The 17,816-nt window shown below is 47.9% G+C and carries 15 protein-coding genes and 1 pseudogene; 3 read left to right on the top strand and 13 right to left on the bottom strand.

The features are described from left to right. Positions 1-145 precede the first annotated feature (145 nt). The 12 genes and pseudogenes from I2H74_RS13395 to coxB all read right to left on the bottom strand — a co-directional run bounded on the left by I2H74_RS13395 (position 146) and on the right by coxB (position 13,446). Positions 146-1,768: an extracellular solute-binding protein gene (locus I2H74_RS13395; protein WP_195574488.1), complete on the bottom strand. Its 1,623-nt coding sequence runs from the start codon at positions 1,766-1,768 to the stop codon at positions 146-148. A 69-nt stretch (positions 1,769-1,837) separates the two neighbouring features. Further along, a complete protein-coding gene (locus tag I2H74_RS13400) occupies positions 1,838-2,734 on the bottom strand; it encodes a carbohydrate ABC transporter permease (RefSeq protein WP_195574489.1) in 897 nt (298 codons plus the stop codon). A gap of 27 nt (positions 2,735-2,761) precedes the next feature. After that, positions 2,762-3,709: an ABC transporter permease gene (locus I2H74_RS13405; protein WP_195574490.1), complete on the bottom strand. Its 948-nt coding sequence runs from the start codon at positions 3,707-3,709 to the stop codon at positions 2,762-2,764. A gap of 459 nt (positions 3,710-4,168) precedes the next feature. Next, entirely contained in the window at positions 4,169-5,341 is a 1,173-nt protein-coding gene (locus I2H74_RS13410; RefSeq protein WP_195574491.1) for an aminotransferase class I/II-fold pyridoxal phosphate-dependent enzyme, read from the bottom strand. Continuing rightward, a pseudogene (locus tag I2H74_RS13415) lies at positions 5,328-6,220 on the bottom strand (D-alanine--D-alanine ligase). Before I2H74_RS13415 ends, I2H74_RS13410 begins: the two are co-directional and overlap by 14 nt. Before the next feature lie 10 nt (positions 6,221-6,230). Further along, entirely contained in the window at positions 6,231-7,688 is a 1,458-nt protein-coding gene (locus I2H74_RS13420; RefSeq protein ID WP_324254079.1) for a PLP-dependent aminotransferase family protein, read from the bottom strand. 244 nt (positions 7,689-7,932) lie between these two features. After that, complete coding sequence (locus I2H74_RS13425) at positions 7,933-8,397, bottom strand: DUF420 domain-containing protein (RefSeq protein WP_195574492.1); 465 nt, start codon at positions 8,395-8,397, stop codon at positions 7,933-7,935. 89 nt (positions 8,398-8,486) lie between these two features. Continuing rightward, positions 8,487-9,398: a cytochrome c oxidase assembly factor CtaG gene (gene ctaG / locus I2H74_RS13430; protein WP_195574493.1), complete on the bottom strand. Its 912-nt coding sequence runs from the start codon at positions 9,396-9,398 to the stop codon at positions 8,487-8,489. A 94-nt stretch (positions 9,399-9,492) separates the two neighbouring features. Then, a complete protein-coding gene (locus tag I2H74_RS13435) occupies positions 9,493-9,816 on the bottom strand; it encodes a cytochrome C oxidase subunit IV family protein (RefSeq protein ID WP_195574494.1) in 324 nt (107 codons plus the stop codon). A 4-nt stretch (positions 9,817-9,820) separates the two neighbouring features. Then, on the bottom strand, positions 9,821-10,438 hold the full coding sequence (locus I2H74_RS13440; RefSeq protein WP_195574495.1) for a cytochrome (ubi)quinol oxidase subunit III: 618 nt from the start codon (positions 10,436-10,438) through the stop codon (positions 9,821-9,823). Then, positions 10,435-12,285, bottom strand: coding sequence for a cytochrome c oxidase subunit I (ctaD, locus tag I2H74_RS13445; RefSeq protein ID WP_195574865.1), 1,851 nt, complete (start codon positions 12,283-12,285; stop codon positions 10,435-10,437). Before ctaD ends, I2H74_RS13440 begins: the two co-directional genes overlap by 4 nt. Before the next feature lie 81 nt (positions 12,286-12,366). Continuing rightward, positions 12,367-13,446, bottom strand: a complete 1,080-nt coding sequence (coxB, locus tag I2H74_RS13450) for a cytochrome c oxidase subunit II (RefSeq protein WP_195574496.1) — start codon at positions 13,444-13,446, stop codon at positions 12,367-12,369. 523 nt (positions 13,447-13,969) lie between these two features. Between coxB and I2H74_RS13455 the strand changes: the two genes are divergently transcribed. Continuing rightward, complete coding sequence (locus tag I2H74_RS13455) at positions 13,970-14,764, top strand: YhcN/YlaJ family sporulation lipoprotein (protein WP_195574497.1); 795 nt, start codon at positions 13,970-13,972, stop codon at positions 14,762-14,764. Positions 14,765-14,952: 188 nt separating this feature from the next. On the opposite strand, the gene I2H74_RS13460 is transcribed toward I2H74_RS13455, so the two are convergent. Further along, a complete protein-coding gene (locus I2H74_RS13460; protein WP_085495594.1) occupies positions 14,953-15,141 on the bottom strand; it encodes a hypothetical protein in 189 nt (62 codons plus the stop codon). Positions 15,142-15,371: 230 nt separating this feature from the next. Here I2H74_RS13460 and I2H74_RS13465 point away from each other — a divergent pair, with 230 nt between their 5' ends. Further along, positions 15,372-16,421, top strand: coding sequence for a serine hydrolase domain-containing protein (locus I2H74_RS13465; protein ID WP_195574498.1), 1,050 nt, complete (start codon positions 15,372-15,374; stop codon positions 16,419-16,421). A 182-nt stretch (positions 16,422-16,603) separates the two neighbouring features. Continuing rightward, on the top strand, positions 16,604-17,776 hold the full coding sequence (locus I2H74_RS13470; RefSeq protein WP_195574499.1) for an MFS transporter: 1,173 nt from the start codon (positions 16,604-16,606) through the stop codon (positions 17,774-17,776). Positions 17,777-17,816: the final 40 nt, after the last annotated feature.

Raw genomic sequence — 17,816 nt, forward strand, 5'->3', positions numbered from 1 at the left:
GCGAAGCTTAACGACAATTAAAGGCAGGCTTATACGCTAATAGGAGTTTATACTCTACCGAAATCATCCTGTATGATATGGAAAAGCAACACCGGACCTTCATCTCCTCAGAACGTCCGGGTTGCGTCATGCCTTATGTTTCTGCTTATTTCACAATCTCATCATAACGCTTCACGTAATCCTGCCAGGTCGTCGTCCATACTTCCTCATATTGCGCTTTGCCTGCTTTGTCGATCTGCTCTACAAATCGATTCCAAGCAGCATCGAACTCCGCATCCGACTTCGCTAGAATCATCTGCGGCACTTCCTTGCTGATCGTTTCCTCCAGCTTGCGGAAGATTGCCTTCGTTTCTTCTGGCTCTGACAGCTGCCACAGCATTGCCGGAACGATCGTCGGAGCTGGAAGGAAGTCAGACCATGTTTCCTTGCCGTACTTCGCCAGCACATCCTTCGTCAGCTGATCATAGTTTTGAATAACCGATTCCTTCGTATTGGATGTCGCATAGTCACCGTCATCCAACAAGGCGCCATCACCAATGCTGAAGTTCACAATTGGACCTGTTGGCCCCTTCTGATACGCCAGATCAGGGTTCTTGCGCAGCTCATCCGTATAAGACTGAAGCTTCATGCGCTTTCCGTCCTTGATCTCATATTGAACGCCCTCCACGCCCCAGTTGATCAGAATTTGCCCTTCATCAGAGAACAAATAGTCAATCATTTGGATAATGCGTTCAGGATTCTTAGCAGACTCGGTAATGACCCAGTTGGAGCTTGAATTGGTGATAGGAACGGCAAATGACTGATCCTTCGTGTTCTCATCGAACAAGATCGGCAGCTTCGCATATTGACGCTCCGTCATGCCAGCAGCTACCAGCGATTTCTCTGCATTGCTGAGGAGCCATCCCGGCATAAACTCAGCCAAGACACGTCCTTGCGCAATCTTCGCAAGATTCTCTTCGCCTTTTCCGAAAATGTTCTTATCAAGCATTCCTGCGTTCTGCAGACGGTTCAGGAACTGATAATACTGCTTGGTAAACGGCTCTGTCAGCGCAAAGCGTACCTGATTATTCTCGTCTACCATATTGAAGCCTTGGTCTGGAAGCCCAGCCGCCGAGATCACCGGATTCGTATAAGTCAGTCCGCCCCAGTAGCCGGAGAATGGGATCGTTGACTGTCCCTCAATAGTTGGATGCTTCTTATAGTAAGCTTCCAGCACGTCGAACAGCTGATCCAGCGTCTTAATCTCCGGATAGCCCGCTTCCTTCAGGACGTCATACTGCACAATGAAGCTCGCAGCTGCGCTTGCCGGTGCTTCCTGCGCCAGATTAATACCGTATAGCGAATAAATATGTCCATCCGAATCCTTCAGCAGATCCAGATAATTACCAAAGCGCTTTTTAATATTAGGACCATGCTTCTCAATCAAATCCTCAAGCGGAATGATCGCGCCTGCATCCCGATACTTCCCTGTCATATTTGGCGACAAGGTCATCATGTCTGGGTAATCTCCGGAAGCAAGCCACAGATCATTCTTCTGCCCCTCATCTCCTACGATCGGAATGTAATCTAGCGATACACCAGTCTTTGCCGTAATCGCTTTACCCACATCTGTATCCCACTTCAGCTTCGTATCTGTCGTGCTCATCGTATAGGTAATTGGTGCTGTGGAATCTGTGCTGCCTGCAGCTTGGTCGTCCGACTTCCCGCATCCTGCAAGCAACGAAGCAAACAGCATAAAGCATAATGTAATCGATAACGCCTTTCTCATTCGTTGACACCCTCTCTGTCTATTTCATTATATCAATTGGCATGAAGCCAAGTTGATAACCCCGCTAGCTCACTCTTTAATAGCACCAATCAAGGCGCCTTTAATGAAATACTTTTGCAAGAACGGATATACAAGCAGAATCGGGAACGTAACAATTACCGTCATCGTAGCCCGGATGGCCTCCGGTGTTACATTCTTCACGGACTCGCTGTCAATATAGCCTGTGGAGGAAGCATTGTTGACCATCTGGCTGGTAGACTGCAGCAGTATCTTCATCAGCTCAAATTGGAGCAGGTTCAGGTTGTCCCTCGTATTGTACAGATAGTTGTCGAACCAAGCGTTCCAGTGGCCAACCGAGTTAAACAGCGTAACGGTTGCAAGCACCGGCAGGCTGATTGGAACAATGATGCGGAAGAGCACCTGAAATTCGTTGGCTCCTTCCATTCTCGCCGCTTCGATCAAGCCTTCAGGCAAGCCCTCAATGGAGGTGCGCATAATGATGACATTAAATACCCCAATCAAGCCCGGCAGGATATACACCCAGAAGGAGTTGGTCAACCCAAGACCCTTGATAAGCAGATAGGAAGGAATGATCCCGCCGCTTACGTACATACTGATAATTATCAGCAGATTAATAGACTTCCGCAGGACAAATTCCTTGCGCGTCAACGTATATGCAAGCATCATCGTACAGCCGACCGATAGGAAGGTTCCAATGACTGTACGGAGCACCGATCGAACAGCAGCCATGTAGAGCGCATCGTCCTGGAATACAATTTTATAGTTGTTGAGCGTAAACTCGTTCGGCCAAAAATAGACCTGCCCACGAATCGTATCTAATGGATCGTTAAAGGATACCATCAGCAGATTGTAAAAGGGATACAGCGTAATGAAGCCTAACAGAGCCAATAGGATATAGTTGATCGTGTCAAAAGTAACATCGCGTGCACGAAGTCGTCGTTTCATCTTAAGAAGTCACTTCCTTCGTTGTAATCAGAACAATCGGATGCCGCTCGTCTTCTTCGCCAAAAAGTTAACCGAGATAACGATCGCCAAGCTGATTATGGATTTGAATATGCCGAGCGCAACACCGACAGAGTATTGGCCGGAGCCAAAAGATAGATTCAAGGCGTACAGGTCCAATACTTCTGAATAATCCTGTACAAGTGGATTGCTGAGCAGGAACTGCGATTCATACCCGATGTTAATAATATTTCCCATCGATAGAATCAACAGGACGATGGCTGTCGGCAGCAAGCTTGGGATCGAGATGTTCCACATCTTCTGGAAGCGCCCTGCTCCATCGACATCCGCTGCTTCGTACAGATCCGGGTTCACTCCTGCCAGCACGGCCAAGTAAATAATCGTGCTCCAGCCAAGCTCCTTCCATAAGCCGACCATCGTGTTGATGAACCAGAACCATTCTCCTTTTCCCATAATGAAGATCGATTCCTTAAGAATGCCGAGCTTGATGAGCAGGTCATTCACAAGACCGTCAGGAGACAAAAAGGTCAGCACAATATTGGCTATGACGACCATCGAGACAAAGTGCGGGATATACGTTACAGTCTGAATGGCACGCTTAAACAGCGAGTGCCGAACCTCATTGAGCAGAAGCGCTAAGATAATCGCACAGACAAAGCCGGATACCAGGCTCATCATACTCATGGCGAGTGTGTTCCTAAGGACAAGGAAGAATCGCTCATCATGAAACAAGGTCGTGAAATTATCAAAGCCTACCCAAGGGCTGTTGAAAATCCCTTTTCCCGGAGAGTAGCGCTGAAAAGCCATTATCCATCCCCACAGGGGAACATAGGCAAATACAATCAGCAGAATGACAAACGGCACCGACATCAACAGCAGTTGATATTGGGAGGCCAGCTTGCGCCAAATGGATTTCTTCTTTCTCGGACTGAACGCCGGTATGGTGGTTGATTGCATGTGGATTGCTCACATCCTTACGTTTTTCTGTATACCGTTGTTGAACTATCTTCATTCTAGAAAAGGATGTAAGCGCCAACAACCACAGGAGTTCAAGGACTATACCCTACGAATTAAAGGTCTAGGGCAACAGACTAGCGATAAAGATGCTTAGCAATGTCATGCGAGTTTGTTTCGTGGGTGTTCATATTCAGGTGAAATGCGCAGCTCATGAATCGTTAGCCTAGTAAACAAGAAAAACGGGCACCCCTAATGGCGATGCCCGCTTGTGATCCTATTCCAAACAGACAACCTCCATCTGCACGTGAATGGAGGTTGGTTGCGATTGATTCCTATGAAGACGATAAAGAGACTAGCGTTCATCCTATCTCTCTTTAAGTTAAAAACATTTTCTGAAATACTTTCTTTGAACTCCTCTGGCTTCCTTCAAGCACTGCCCTTAACAGACTTGACTCTTTGCTAAACTTCAACTGTCAGCTTCACAAAGCGTGCCATCCGCTCAAGTGCAGTTTCAAGCCTGTCTAGCGATGCTGCAAACGAACAGCGGATGAATCCTTCTCCCCCAGTACCAAACACATGCCCCGGTACTACCGCCACGCCAGCCTCCTTCAGAAGCTTCAAGGCGAATGCTTCCGAGGACATTCCCGTACGAGTGATCGAAGGGAAGGCATAGAAAGTGCCTTCAGGCTCATGACAGGATAAGCCCAGCTCGCGCAGTCCCTTTACGAACCTTGTTCTGCGCTCTTTAAATGCTTCCTTCATCCGCTCTTTCTCTTCCATTCCATGTCTCAGTGCCTCAATCGCAGCAATCTGGCTGACTGTTGGCGCACACATCGCAATGTATTGATGAATCTTCAGCATCTCAGCAAGCAATAACTGTGGTCCACAGGCATAGCCTACTCTCCAGCCTGTCATAGAGAAAGCCTTCGAGAATCCGTTCAGCACAATCGTCCGTTCCTTCATGCCTGGCAGCGAAGCAATGCTGATATGGCGCTGGTCATAGGTCAGCTCAGCATAGATTTCATCTGAGATCACGATCAAGTTACGAGCTTTAATGACCTCTGCGATCGGAAGCCAGTCCTCATAAGACATTACTGCTCCTGTAGGATTACTCGGATAATTAAGCATAAGCACCTTCGACCGGGGCGTTATAGCCCGGGCTAATGCATCTGCTGTCAACTTGAATTGCTGCTCGACTGAAGCTTCAACCTCGACTACTTTGCCGCCATGCAGCTCTGTTATCGGCGAATACGCCACATAGCTCGGCGCAGGAATAAGAATCTCATCTCCTGGCGCAATCAGCATTCGCAGCGCCAGATCGACAGCTTCACTGCTGCCTACAGTGACGACAATCTCTCCTTCAGGATCATAACTCAATCCAAACTGATAAGACATGTAATTGGAAATCTCCTCGCGCAGCTCCATAAAGCCCGCGTTCGGCGTATACTTCGTGATGCCCTCGCTTAAAGCGCGAATGCCTGCTTGGCGTATATGCTCCGGCGTCTTAAAGTCAGGCTCGCCTACGCCTAGCGAGATGACATCCGCGCTTCCGCTGGCATAGTCGAAAAACTTGCGAATGCCAGAAGGCGGAATGGTGCGTACATGCGGCGATATTCGATCAGCAACCGACATATTGTCCACCTCTTTCCTTCTGACGCTGCTCCAAGGAAATCGTAATAATCTGATCCAGCAGCTCTTGGAAGGAAATCCCTGCTGCCTGCGCGCTCTTTGGAAGCAGGCTGTTCGAGGTCATGCCAGGCAGTGTATTGATCTCCAGCACATAAGGCATGCCGTTCTGAATGATCATGTCCACGCGCGCATAAACGCTGCAATGAAGGGCATGGTAGCTCTTCAAAGCCGCCTCACTCACACGTGCATCCAGCTCCGGCGGCAGCTGAATCACTTCTTCGATTGCACCACCATCCTCATACTTGGCTTGATAATCAAACCATGTGGATTGATTCGCTCGAATGCCAAGATGCGGAAGCAGCTTTCCATTTAGAATCGAGCACGTGATTTCCTCTCCAGTCGTATACCGTTCGATCATGACGGAGCGATCTATGACGAATACCTCTTCAACCGCCTTTATAAGCGTTTCCCGATTCGGCACCACCTGCGCTCCAATGCTGGACCCTCCGGAATTCGGCTTTACGATGACAGGGTAGCCAAGCTGTTCAACAGCCTCTACGGAACATTCCTCCATACTGTGCCAGCACAGCCAATCCGGTGTCTGAACCCCTTCATAACGGAGCAGCTTCTTCGTAATATCCTTGTTCATGCACATGCTGCTCGACAGCACGCCGCTGCCTGTATAAGGGATGCCCATCGTCTCTAACGCTCCCTGAATCGTTCCGTCCTCTCCAAACTTACCGTGAAGAGCAAGCAAGGCGATATCGATCCCTTTCGTCTTCTCTACCAACTCTTATCCAACTTTGCCATGATTTCTTTTCCTGTCATCAACGACACATTCAGTTCGGACGAAACACCGCCCATTATCACGCCAACCTTCATGGCTGCACCTCTATCCCATTAATTGTGCTGCGGTCTCTCCAATGATGCGTATGCCGCGGCTAATATCCTCATCCGCTACTCTAGAGAAGCCAAGCCGCATCGTATGCTGACCCGTTCCATCTGTGTAAAAATTGTCCCCCGGTGTAAAGATAACCCCTCGTTCCGAGCAAATCTTAAGCAGCTCTCTCGTCTCAAAGCCTTGTTCAAATTCGACAAAGACGTGCAAGCCTCCGTCGCCTGATATGCGTTTGCAAGGGAGGTGCTCTTCAATGCACTGCTTCGTCCACTCATACTTGCGTTTGTACTCCGCACGAGCCTTTTTAAGATATTTATCCAGATTTCCATTCAATAGATATTGATATAACAAGGATTGATCTAGTGTAGAGGTGTGAATCGAGCGAGCACGCTTGATGCTCTCCAGGTAATAAATCAATTCTCGATCTGCTAGGATCCACCCTACCCGAATACCTGGAAACAGCACCTTGGAGAAGCTTCCGATGTATACGACGTTGTTGCTTCCTCCTGCTGTTGCAATCAGTGGTGCCACGTGAGCACCCGAGTATCTGAGCTCCTCATTGAAGCCATCCTCAACGATTGGAACCTGATAACCTGCCATCAGCTCGATCAGCTTCACCCGCTTCTCTGGCGACATGACAATACCCGTCGGGTTGTGATAGGACGGGATAAGGAAGGCAAAGTCATAGCTTTGCTTCTGCAAGGCCTGCTCCACCTTCTCAAGACATATGCCGTCCGACTCCATCTCAATGCCCGTAATGTCGTAGCCATGGAGCTTCAAATTCTTGATCGCTGTGTTGTGGGTTGGATTCTCGCACAGCACCCTGCCGTTCCTCTTCTGCAGGGCAGAGAGCACAAGCTCAAATCCCTCTGTAAATCCGTTCGTAATGAGCAAATCCTTGCCGCTCACATTCACACCCTTGTTCTCCATATATTGCAGCAAATATTCAATTAAAGGCTTATAGCCCTTGGCATAGCCGTAGTTCAACAGAACATCGCCTTCGATCGACATGCGATCCAGGAAGGCTCGCTTGACCTGATCCAGATCAAACAGCTTCTCGTCAGGTGCTATGCTCGTGAAGGAGATGGTGCCCTTCGCTGCACGGATGCCTCGCTTCATAAGATCCAGCTCTTCGGCCAGCTGAGCGGTCCCGCTCAGTCTTTGCTTCCAATCCAGCTTAAGATCATGAGAAGGCTCATTGCAGAGAGCAGGTATAATCGCAGCCGCAAAGCTGCCTTTTCCCCGTATCGTATAGACGAAGCCCTCATCCTCCAAGCTCGTATACGCGGCAATGACCGTATTGCGGCTCACATGGAGCAGCTCGCTAAGCTCCCGTGTCGAGGGAAGCTTTTGATCGGCAAGCAGCCCGCCCTGAGCGATCATTTTTTGCAAATAGTCCTTTACCTGAATGTAAACGGGACGATCTCCTATGAGCTTAAAATCGTTGAACATCATCATCTCTCCCACATCTATCATGGCATAACCTGAACGAATGAAAAAGAACCACGCCTCCCTGACTTTCTGTTGAACGTGGTTCTACAATATTATTTTAGAGCATTCATCCCACTCGTGCATCACTTCGAAGGATGGTAATCATCTGCGGCAACTCCATTGGCATAGCCGCCCCTCTAGTACAAAAAAAACGGCCCTGAATGATTCAGAGCCGCCCCGCTTATAATCTTTTTCCGCTGTTTATTTACCAGCCTAGTATGGCATCCAGCACAGGCTTCGTGTGTCCGCCTGGATACATAATATAAAGAAGGACATACACGGTTACACCTGTAATCGCAGTAATAAACCAGATCACCGCTGTGAATCGTCCTAGCTTCCGATGCTTCGTGTAGTTTTCCTTATACCCTGTGTACAAAGTCGTAAGACCAAATACAGCCGCTACGGTGGCCAGCACGATATGGAAGATTAAGAAGACGGTATAGATCGTCTTTAAGTCCTCAGGCCCACCCCATGACGTATTCCCTACAAAAGCTGTACGTGATACATAAATAACGAAGAAGATTATTGCTGCAATCGCAGCCAAGGTCATCGTGCGCTTATGCTGTACAATCCGTCTCTTTATGATTTGGCGCCAGCCGATTGCGACAAGAATCGCACTAATCGCGATAAAGCTTGTACTTATCGCAGGCATAATATTATACAAATCCACGGCTAACAAGTCCTCCCTTTATGCTTCTACTCCATGTCCGGCAGGAGCAGTAACCCACTCCTAGCCTCCCCTTCCTATTATAGCGCGAATTACGCCTGCTTCCAGTGTCCGTCTAGTGTCGATTCTACGACATCGTCATCATCCTTGCCTTCCTTGCGGAACCATTGGCTGAATACATAGGCCAATATCGCGCCGTACATCGTCTCTTGGATCAGCTTCATGACAATGCCGCCGAGCTGCTGATCTTCAACTGGATCAAACCAATTGAAGAATTCGGGTCCGCCAAAGGACGCAATCAGCTGCGATGGATCCCCAGCAACACAGTACCCCATAGCAAGCGCCCATGTATCTGGATCCGTATAGGTGCTGTAAAGCGGATCGCCTGCAAAAATAATTAATGCACAGGCTGGCGTGATCAATACTCCATTTAAAAAGATATAACCCATCTTCTTTACGTGAGAAATGCCAGGCCATTCTGGCACTGGAGAGACAACAGGCCACCACATCATCAGCGATGCGATAAAGAGCGCAATATAATAGAAAACATGCACACCGTAATTCAGCATGACATAGTCGTGCACGGCAGGCACATGGTAGATCGAGAAGAGAGTATTAAAGAGAACCGCTGTCAAGATCGGATGCATCGCCCATTTCAGTTTTTTGATAAAAGCACGATCCAGCATAAAGCGCCATAGCCAGCTAGGAATGCCAAGCATTAAGAGTGGTGGAACAATAATATAAGAGATCGACATCATGATCATATGAAACGTAAACATCATATGGCTTAAGACGTTGACGGGCCCTCCTTGAACGAAATACAGGAGCAGAATCCCGACGATAAACAGCCCTTTTCGGAAGGGAGGCACTGGTGTCGAATCTGCAAACCGTTGTCGATAAGGACCGGTCAATCCAATATAAAGGATAATGATAAGGATCGTAGCGACAAGCATTAGTGGACTCCAAAGATCAGAAAAGCTAAAAAATGATTGCAAACCAAACATTGGATTACCCTCCCATTCCGTAATCGTGGTGACGTTCTTCTGTTTCCCTCAAGGAAAAAGAGGCGGCGCAAGCGCCACCTCCTGAAAGATGCTCTTAGCCCCACCATACCCAGTACGAAGCCATAATAATACAGGTGAAAGCTACAACTGCTCCCCCGAGAATAAAGATAATCGGAAGCAAATGTCCTTTATCCTTCATGTGCATCCAATAAGCCATCTGAATGACAACTTGGAGAATAGCCATGACAATAAGGATAATATAGATGAAAGTCGTGTTCACTTCACCGACGGAACCAACGGCTGCGAAGGCAATCAATGTCAGTACGATGGAGAAGATGAACGCAACAATATGCTTTTGTGGTCCTTCATGCTTATGACGGCGTTTCGATTGATCAGAAGCTGCTTGTTGAGCTGCCATGTGATTAACCCACCTTTCCCATGAGGTACACGACGGTAAAGATGAATACCCAGACCACGTCGATAAAGTGCCAGTAGATCGCAGATACATAGACCTTAGGAGCGGTTACAAAGTTGAGCCCCTTCTTTTGAACCTGCACAACCAGCATCGTGATCCAGACAACCCCGAATGCCACGTGGGCACCGTGGAAGCCTACTAGTGTATAGAAGGCTGTACTAAAGGCACTCGTTGTAAACGTGTGGCCTTCATGTACATACTCGACGAACTCGTAGATTTCGAGTCCTAAGAATGCAAATCCCAGGATTACAGTAGCAATTAGCCACTGAATAAGAGATTTGACTCGGTTTTGATGCAAAGCCTGCACCGCAAACACACTTGTAAGTGAGCTGACGAGCAAGATGATGGTTGCTGCTCCTACCATCGGCAGCTTGAACAGCTCATGAGCGGCTGGCCCATCGCCAATGGAATTGCGAAGCGCAATAAACGTAGCGAACAGCGTACCGAAGAGTACCGATTCACCACCAAGGAACAGCCAGAACCCTAATACTTTATTGCGACCCTCTAGGGTTGCTTTTTCCGGTTCATGCGGCCATTGTCCGTCCGCGTGCACTGGTGCGCTCATGCTTTTACCCCCTTATCCTCCAGCTCTTCCTTCTCGATATGATAACCATGGTCATCGATCACCGAGCGCAAGAACATGCAAGTTAAGGTGATGAGAAGTCCAACGCCGGCAACAACATAGTTGTTGAATAGTGAATTCAGAAGCACATTATTGAAGTCATCCTTCGCAAACATGAAGCCGAAGCCTGCAATGAACAAGCCGATGCCCATGAAGAATGGAAGGATTGACGGAGATGGCATATGGATGGAACCGACCGGTTCAGCCGGCTTCATCTCGGTATTGCCTTCCATCTTTTCTTTCCACCAAGCGTCATATCCGCGCACAAGCGGCGTTTGCTTGAAGTTATATTCCGGTGGAGGAGATGGAATTGTCCACTCCAGCGTACGACCATCTTCCCATGGATCATTGGAAGCTGTTGCTGGCTGGCGAGATGTAATCACGACGTTCCACAGGAACATCAGTACCCCGATACCCATCATGATGGCACCGATCGTACTAATCAGGTTCATCATATCAAAGCCTTGATTCGGCAAGTACGTAAATACGCGGCGCGGCATTCCCGTAAGACCCAAGAAGTGCTGCACGAAGAACGTCAGCTGGAAGCCGATAAAGAACATCCAGAATGTCGCTTTGCCAAGGCCTTCTTGCAAGACGCGGCCAAACATCTTTGGCCACCAGTAGTGGAGACCTGAAAATAAACCTAGCACCAAGCCGCCTACGATAACGTAGTGGAAGTGAGCAACGACAAAGTACGTATCATGGAACTGGAAGTCCGCTGGCGCTGAAGCCAACATAACCCCGGTTACCCCACCCATAACGAAGGTAGGAATAAAGCCTACTGCATATAAATTAGCCGCTGTAAACTTGATGGAACCTCCCCACATCGTAAACAGCCAGTTAAAGATCTTAATACCCGTCGGTACGGCAATGAGCATCGTTGCAATAGAGAACAAGGCGTTCGCTACTGGCCCCAGGCCTGTTGCAAACATGTGGTGGGCCCATACCATGAAGCCCAAGAATCCGATCAATATCGTCGCAAACACCATGGAACTGTAACCAAACAGGCGCTTACGGGAGAACGTGCTGACGACATCTGAGATAATACCGAATGCCGGCAGAATCAAGATGTATACTTCTGGGTGACCGAAGATCCAGAAGATATGCTGCCATAGGATTGGGTTACCGCCATTCGCAACTTCGAAGAAGTTACCGCCGAACAAGCGGTCGAACATCAGTAGTACAAGGCCTACCGTTACAGCTGGGAAAGCGAACAGGATCAAGGCCGAAGTGATGAACGATGCCCAAGTGAACATCGGCATACGCATAAAGGACATGCCTGGCGCTCTCATATTAATAATCGTTGCTAGAAAGTTAATGCCACCAAGGAGTGTACCAATACCCGCTATCTGAAGACCCAGCACGTAGAAGTCGACCCCGTGATGGGTGCTATATGTCGTTGATGCCAGAGGTACATATGATGTCCACCCTGCATCTGGCACACTGCCAATCAACCAGCTAAGATTAAGCAGCAGGCCCCCGAAGAAGAATGTCCAGAATCCCAGTGCATTCAAGAATGGAAAAGCTACGTCACGAGCACCGATCTGAAGTGGAATAATTGCATTCATAAGTGCAAAGATAATCGGCATGACGCCTAGAAAGATCATCGTTGTGCCGTGCATTGTGATTAATTCGTTAAAGGTTTGCGGATCCAAAAATGTGTTCTGCGGCTTGATCAATTGGATACGAATCAGGATGGCCTCGATACCCCCGATGCCAAAGAAAAAAGCTCCGGCGATAAGGTACAAGATCCCGATCTTCTTATGGTCGACCGTCGTCAGCCAATCCATTAAGCCGCGATATCGCTTCACTGTATGCGTAGTGTGAGCCAAGGTCGTAACCCCCCCTAGAAGATGCTTAACGCATTTTCATTATTGCTTATTGATCTCTTTTAGAGAATCGAGCTTATAATTAGCCAAGTAATCGACGATTTGGTCAAGCTCTTCGTCTGTGAACTCTACGCCTGTCATGCCGTTCGTCATCAGGTTGCCTGGCTTCACTTTCTCAGGATCCTGAATCCACTCACGCAGATGCTGTTCCATCAGCTCTTGATTAATCGGCTCGTTTACATTATCGCGATTAAGCATAATTCCCGCGATAGATTCACGGCTTCCGAGTCCTTTAAGGTTCGGACCCAAGCTTTGGTTGTTATCCAGTGCGTGACAAGACAAGCAGCTCGTCTTGAACTTATCATAAGCAGCAGGGTCACCTGTCCAAGCCTTAGGCTCCAAGTTCATTTCATTCACCCAAGCCTTGAAGGTATCCTCATTCACAGCCTTAACCTTGAAGTCCATATAAGCATGAGAAGGTCCGCACAACTCCGCACACTTGCCTCGGTATACGTTCTCCTTCGTTGCTTCTATGTACATGTTGTTCTTGTTGCCCTCTGTGTTGGTATCCATCTTACCTGCCAAGGATGGCACCCAGAAGGAGTGAAGCACGTCTTGCGTCTTCAAACTAATTGCAATCTTCTTGCCTGTTGGAATGACGAGGTCCTGTGCGGTTCGAATGCCGTAATCAGGGTATTCGAATTCCCACCAATATTGATGAGAAGTTACATTAACGCGGATCGCATTCTCATCCTTGCTGTAATCTTCCGCGAAAGCGAATACATACTTAGCGGTCGGAAAAGCCAAAATTAGAAGCAGCACAATAGGAATAACCGTCCAGATAATTTCCAGCTTATGATTGCCTTCGACCTGCTTAGGAATATCATTCTGCCCCGGCTTGCGACGGTAGCGGATGATGACATAGAACGAGATCGCGAATACAACCACAACGACCAGCGTCATGATGGAAATGGACAAAGTCATGAGTCCGTATTGCTGTTCTGCTACAGGTCCTTGCGGGTTAATTGCGGATAAATCTTCGCGGCCGCAGGCACTTAGGAGCAGGACAAGTCCAGCGAACAGCGGAAGGAGTCGTTTCGCAGCATGCCACCGTTTCATCATTGATCAACCCCACTTTTTACGTTTTCGTAAGATTATGGCATCACATACCCATACCAAACCCTTCTTATCACTCGCAAGACACACTGATGATGATTCTGGATGGAGAGGAACAATGAGGTAAGCACTGGATGTCTCAGAGGGTGCTGAAATAGCGGATCAGCGTTCATCTGATGTAGGAAAAATAGTTGATATGATCCAACTTATTCAGTAAAAGGGAAAGCTTCAGTTCACGCATGGATGTCACAATCCTGTCAATGAACACAATCACTCACCTAAATATAATTTCCATATTTTTATTTGTCAATGTTTACCGTCGAGTTCACAAAGTGTTCAATTTTATAATTTTTCCGCATAATATCAAGCTTTGTAAACGTTTTCAAACATGCATGTAGGACCCTCTTGAACGTGTCGAATGATGGTTATTCCTGTCATATCCACGTCAAATGCCTTTCATAAAATTCCATATCCTGTATAGTTTTCGTCTTTTTTCGAAACGATACCACTAATAGAAAGGAGATGCATCATGAACTTCAAACTTTCGCCATATTCAATGAGGCTAATCGGCACTCGGCGGTCACTATTTGTTCACACCTTCGTCACAATTAACGCTGTTATCCTGCTTTGTTCCGGGTGCTCGTCTTACTCTTCTAATCAAAGCCAGCAGTATTCCAGCACCCCTCTAAAGACATACGGCGATCAGAAGACTGGCGATCCTCGTCTAGTCGGCCCTCCTGCCTATCGAGAGCCTATTGCCAGTCAATCCGCGCAGCCCTCGCAGCGATCCACCTATCGGACAAGCTCGATATCTGGCTCCGATCTGCCTTCACAGCACAAAGCCACATCTCGTCTTGTTCGACTTAACCGCGAGGCAGGCTCCTCACTTGCCAAGCTTGATGGTGTAGGCTTAGCTTATGTTATTCAAATGGATGACAATGCCTATGTCGCTCTTGCCCTTAACGGCGGTGGACTTGGCATGAAAGCAACGGGAGGAGATTCAACAAGAGAACAGCTAGGTGTAGGGTATAAGTATCCCGGCACTGCCAAAGTCTCCCGCACCCCGTTTGCTGCGCCCAATGTGGTTGACAAGAACAGTTCGCTTCGTTCTGTAAGCAGCAGCAAGGACCTGTCGCACGAGTTCAGGCAAACGGTCGCTGTTACCCTTCGAGAAATGCTGCCTAACATTAACGACGTATATATCAGCGCAAATGCCGATTTCTTCAACCAGGTAAGCGCTTATGCTACAAAGATTTATCCTGCTACTTCTCTAACCGGGTACCGCAATGAGATTCACCAGCTTATTCGAGAATCAATGAAGTAGCTGTACAGCCATTTAATAATATATATCCATGTTGCCCTAAAAATAGAAAAGGGTTGTTTCATCAAACAGCTTCACTGTCTGAGAAACAACCCATTATATACAATGCAATCGCATGCCTAGCCTAATGTTATCTATTAATCTTTACAGATGTCATATGTTAACAAAAGTTTCTTGTCCATCTTCGATGGTTATGACACACTAGAGTCAATCTTCCCCAGCTCCACCTCTACAAGATGAGTTAGTTCGTCTTCATAGCCTCCCGTAATCCGATACTTCCGGATATATTCCTTCACGAACTTCCGAGGATTCTTCGGTCGGAAAATACGCGTCATCTCCAACAAGCTTTCTTTCACTTCGTTGTGACCTTTCGTTGCCATGAAAATTCCCTCCCAAAGCGTTGTAGATCATGCTCCGCAACGGAGAACTAACGGACTTCGCTTATCATGCTGGAATTTCGACCTAATAGTCCCTATTATAACATATTCAGGACAGATAGAAAAACACACCAATCGCTGAATCCATTTTCAGTTGGACATAATAAGCCGTGACAGGTGCTTCCAACAATATTGTAATCTCTGTACAAATGTATGAAAAGGAGGGTCCATCCATGTCTCCTCACCAAATGATCCCAGCCACTTCCGAGCATTCATCAGAGCGCTTAATATCCGCGGTCAGCAAGCTTCCAGATTTATTTCCTAAATTAAGATGTCTCCTGATATCCTGTAATGGCAAGCTCCTTATGGAGCATTATTTCAATGGCTGCAATGCTTCTACATTGCACGACCTTAGATCGGCCACGAAGAGCTTTATCGGCGCCCTCTACGGCATTGCACATGCCAAGCAGCAAATTGTCGCTCCACATGAGCCTATTGCAGCATGGTTTAAGGATATCTTGCCAAGAAGGCACGCTAATGATACGTTATGGCAGGAGCTTACGCCCTATCATTTGTTGACGATGACCACTGGGCTGCACTGGATCACTGGCCCTAAGCTCGGCGAAAGATATATCCATGCCTTTCACAAGAGTCCAAGCTGGATCCGCTTTGCCCTCAGGCTGCCGATTAAGACGGAGCAGCGAGGACAATTCCAATACCGCAGCATCGATTCTCATCTACTATCGGTTCTGCTAACCCGCTGCACCGGACAGACGGCTGATTATTATGCAGAACAGCATCTCTTCAAGCCGCTTCATATCAAGCATTATGAGTGGCTTCGATCACCAGATGGCGATGCGGCAGGACATATCGGCCTTATGCTCACAGGCCGCGATATGCTGAAATTCGGTGAACTAATGACCTATAGAGGAACATGGCCCCCTATCAGCATGGCGCCATCCTCACCGGAATTATCGGAAGCCGAGGACAGCAGACAGACGATGAGTCCTACACAGATATTACCCGATCGCTGGGCAAATGAATCGATGGCTGCTCAGAGCAGCGGCTATCCTGGATTTGGAACCTACGGATATCAGCGCTGGAATGATCAGCTGCTTGGTTATCCATGCTCTTATGCCCTGGGTCATGGCGGCCAGTTCATTTGGTCGATCCCTGAGCTTAAGCTCAGCCTTGCCATGGCTTCAGATCCTAAAGTACGTAGATGGAGACATCCAAAGACCTATCTTGAGCAGGAACTGCTCCCAGCCATTTTGTCTCCCTAAGAGAAGCCATTAATTGAGATGAAGGACTCCCCTTTTATGGTCCGTCTAACCAAATAAATTCATACTGAAAGGAGTCTTTCATCCTAACATTTGGTAAACAATGTATAAGAGCATGGTTTCATGTATACAAATATTTGCAGCTCAAGCCAAATGTTAGTTGCAACATCGAAGGAGTGTCTAAGGTGAAAGGAAAACGTTTTTTAGGGCTTGGACCTGAGATTATAGTGCTATCGGTTATCTTATTTTTGGTGGAGTTCGTCAGAGGTGCTGTTCTCGTTAGCTTTATACCTATCTTCGGCAAAAATGAACTTATGCTTCAGTTAACAATAATCGGTACGGCCATAACGGCTCACTATCTTACGGATACGATCCTCAAAACCTTTATCGGGTATTTGCTAGATCGATGGTCGGCCCGCTGGGTGATTAACATCGGATTGCTGCTCTCGCTGCTTGGCATCATCCTGTTTGCATGGGGCAATCACCCTGCTTTGTTCGTATTTGCAGCAGCCCTTTATGGGGTGGGCATTTCGCCAGTATGGATTGTGTGCCTTACTAAAGTGAAAGAGGATCAGCGTGCCGCACAGATGGGCTATCTGTACATGATCTGGCTTGTCGGCATGGGCTCTGGCCCCGTTGTGCTCAATTTCATACTGGATCGACAGTCCTCATGGGCCTATACGCTGCTTGTTATCCTAGCTGCAGCAGCTTGGATTATAAGCTTCTTTGTCGCGGGCGGACGGCAGACAGGCGCTGCAACCGTTCCTTTCCGTGAGCAGTGGGCAGCGTTAAAAGAGCGGCTTGTTGCCATGAAGCCGCTGCTGCCAGGCATGATTCTTCAGACGCTTGGAGCGAGCATGCTGGTACCCGTTCTGCCTACCTTCGCCAAGGAATTTCTAGGGCTGAGCGCCACGCAGTATTCAGTGCTGCTGCTGCTTGGCGGCGGCTGCACCGTGCTTGGCTTAATGCCGATGGGCAAATGGTCGGACCATGCAGGGCGCAAGCCGTTCCTTTTTATTGGCTTTGCGATATTTGCCATCATGCTGGCCTCGTTGTCCCTTAAGCCGTCCACAGGACTGGCCTATGGCATAGCAGTTGTTCTTGGCCTCTCTTACTCAGCAGTGCTTCCGGCTTGGAATGCGCTGCTTGCCTTGTACGTCCCTCCATCACAAAAAGGACTTGGGTGGAGCCTATTGTCGACAGTTGAAGGAATAGGCGTCTTGATTGGCCCCATCATTGGAGGCGTAATTGCCGATTATATTTCAATTTCTGCTGTCGTCTGGATAAGTGCAGCATTGTTTGCGATAATAGCATTGATTTATTTGTTATTCCCATCCCGTTGGTTCGCGGAACACTGATGGGTTATACGTAATGAGCATGAATCAGCCGGGAGAGGAT

This window comes from Paenibacillus sp. 1001270B_150601_E10 (genome assembly GCF_015558675.1).
In the GTDB taxonomy this organism is placed as follows: Bacteria; Bacillota; Bacilli; order Paenibacillales; family Paenibacillaceae; genus Paenibacillus_B.

What these genes read in the sequence shown, in the direction of transcription:
- ctaD (WP_195574865.1), bottom strand. Translation starts at nt 12,285, where the DNA reads ATGGATTGGCTGACGACGGTCGACCATAAGAAGATCGGGATCTTGTAC.
- ctaG (WP_195574493.1), bottom strand. Translation starts at nt 9,398, where the DNA reads ATGTTTGGTTTGCAATCATTTTTTAGCTTTTCTGATCTTTGGAGTCCA.
- I2H74_RS13410 (WP_195574491.1), bottom strand. Translation starts at nt 5,341, where the DNA reads ATGTCGGTTGCTGATCGAATATCGCCGCATGTACGCACCATTCCGCCT.
- I2H74_RS13440 (WP_195574495.1), bottom strand. Translation starts at nt 10,438, where the DNA reads ATGAGCGCACCAGTGCACGCGGACGGACAATGGCCGCATGAACCGGAA.
- I2H74_RS13435 (WP_195574494.1), bottom strand. Translation starts at nt 9,816, where the DNA reads ATGGCAGCTCAACAAGCAGCTTCTGATCAATCGAAACGCCGTCATAAG.
- I2H74_RS13420 (WP_324254079.1), bottom strand. Translation starts at nt 7,688, where the DNA reads ATGTTCAACGATTTTAAGCTCATAGGAGATCGTCCCGTTTACATTCAG.
- I2H74_RS13460 (WP_085495594.1), bottom strand. Translation starts at nt 15,141, where the DNA reads ATGGCAACGAAAGGTCACAACGAAGTGAAAGAAAGCTTGTTGGAGATG.
- I2H74_RS13395 (WP_195574488.1), bottom strand. Translation starts at nt 1,768, where the DNA reads ATGAGAAAGGCGTTATCGATTACATTATGCTTTATGCTGTTTGCTTCG.
- I2H74_RS13455 (WP_195574497.1), top strand. Translation starts at nt 13,970, where the DNA reads ATGAACTTCAAACTTTCGCCATATTCAATGAGGCTAATCGGCACTCGG.
- coxB (WP_195574496.1), bottom strand. Translation starts at nt 13,446, where the DNA reads ATGATGAAACGGTGGCATGCTGCGAAACGACTCCTTCCGCTGTTCGCT.
- I2H74_RS13400 (WP_195574489.1), bottom strand. Translation starts at nt 2,734, where the DNA reads ATGAAACGACGACTTCGTGCACGCGATGTTACTTTTGACACGATCAAC.
- I2H74_RS13465 (WP_195574498.1), top strand. Translation starts at nt 15,372, where the DNA reads ATGTCTCCTCACCAAATGATCCCAGCCACTTCCGAGCATTCATCAGAG.
- I2H74_RS13405 (WP_195574490.1), bottom strand. Translation starts at nt 3,709, where the DNA reads ATGCAATCAACCACCATACCGGCGTTCAGTCCGAGAAAGAAGAAATCC.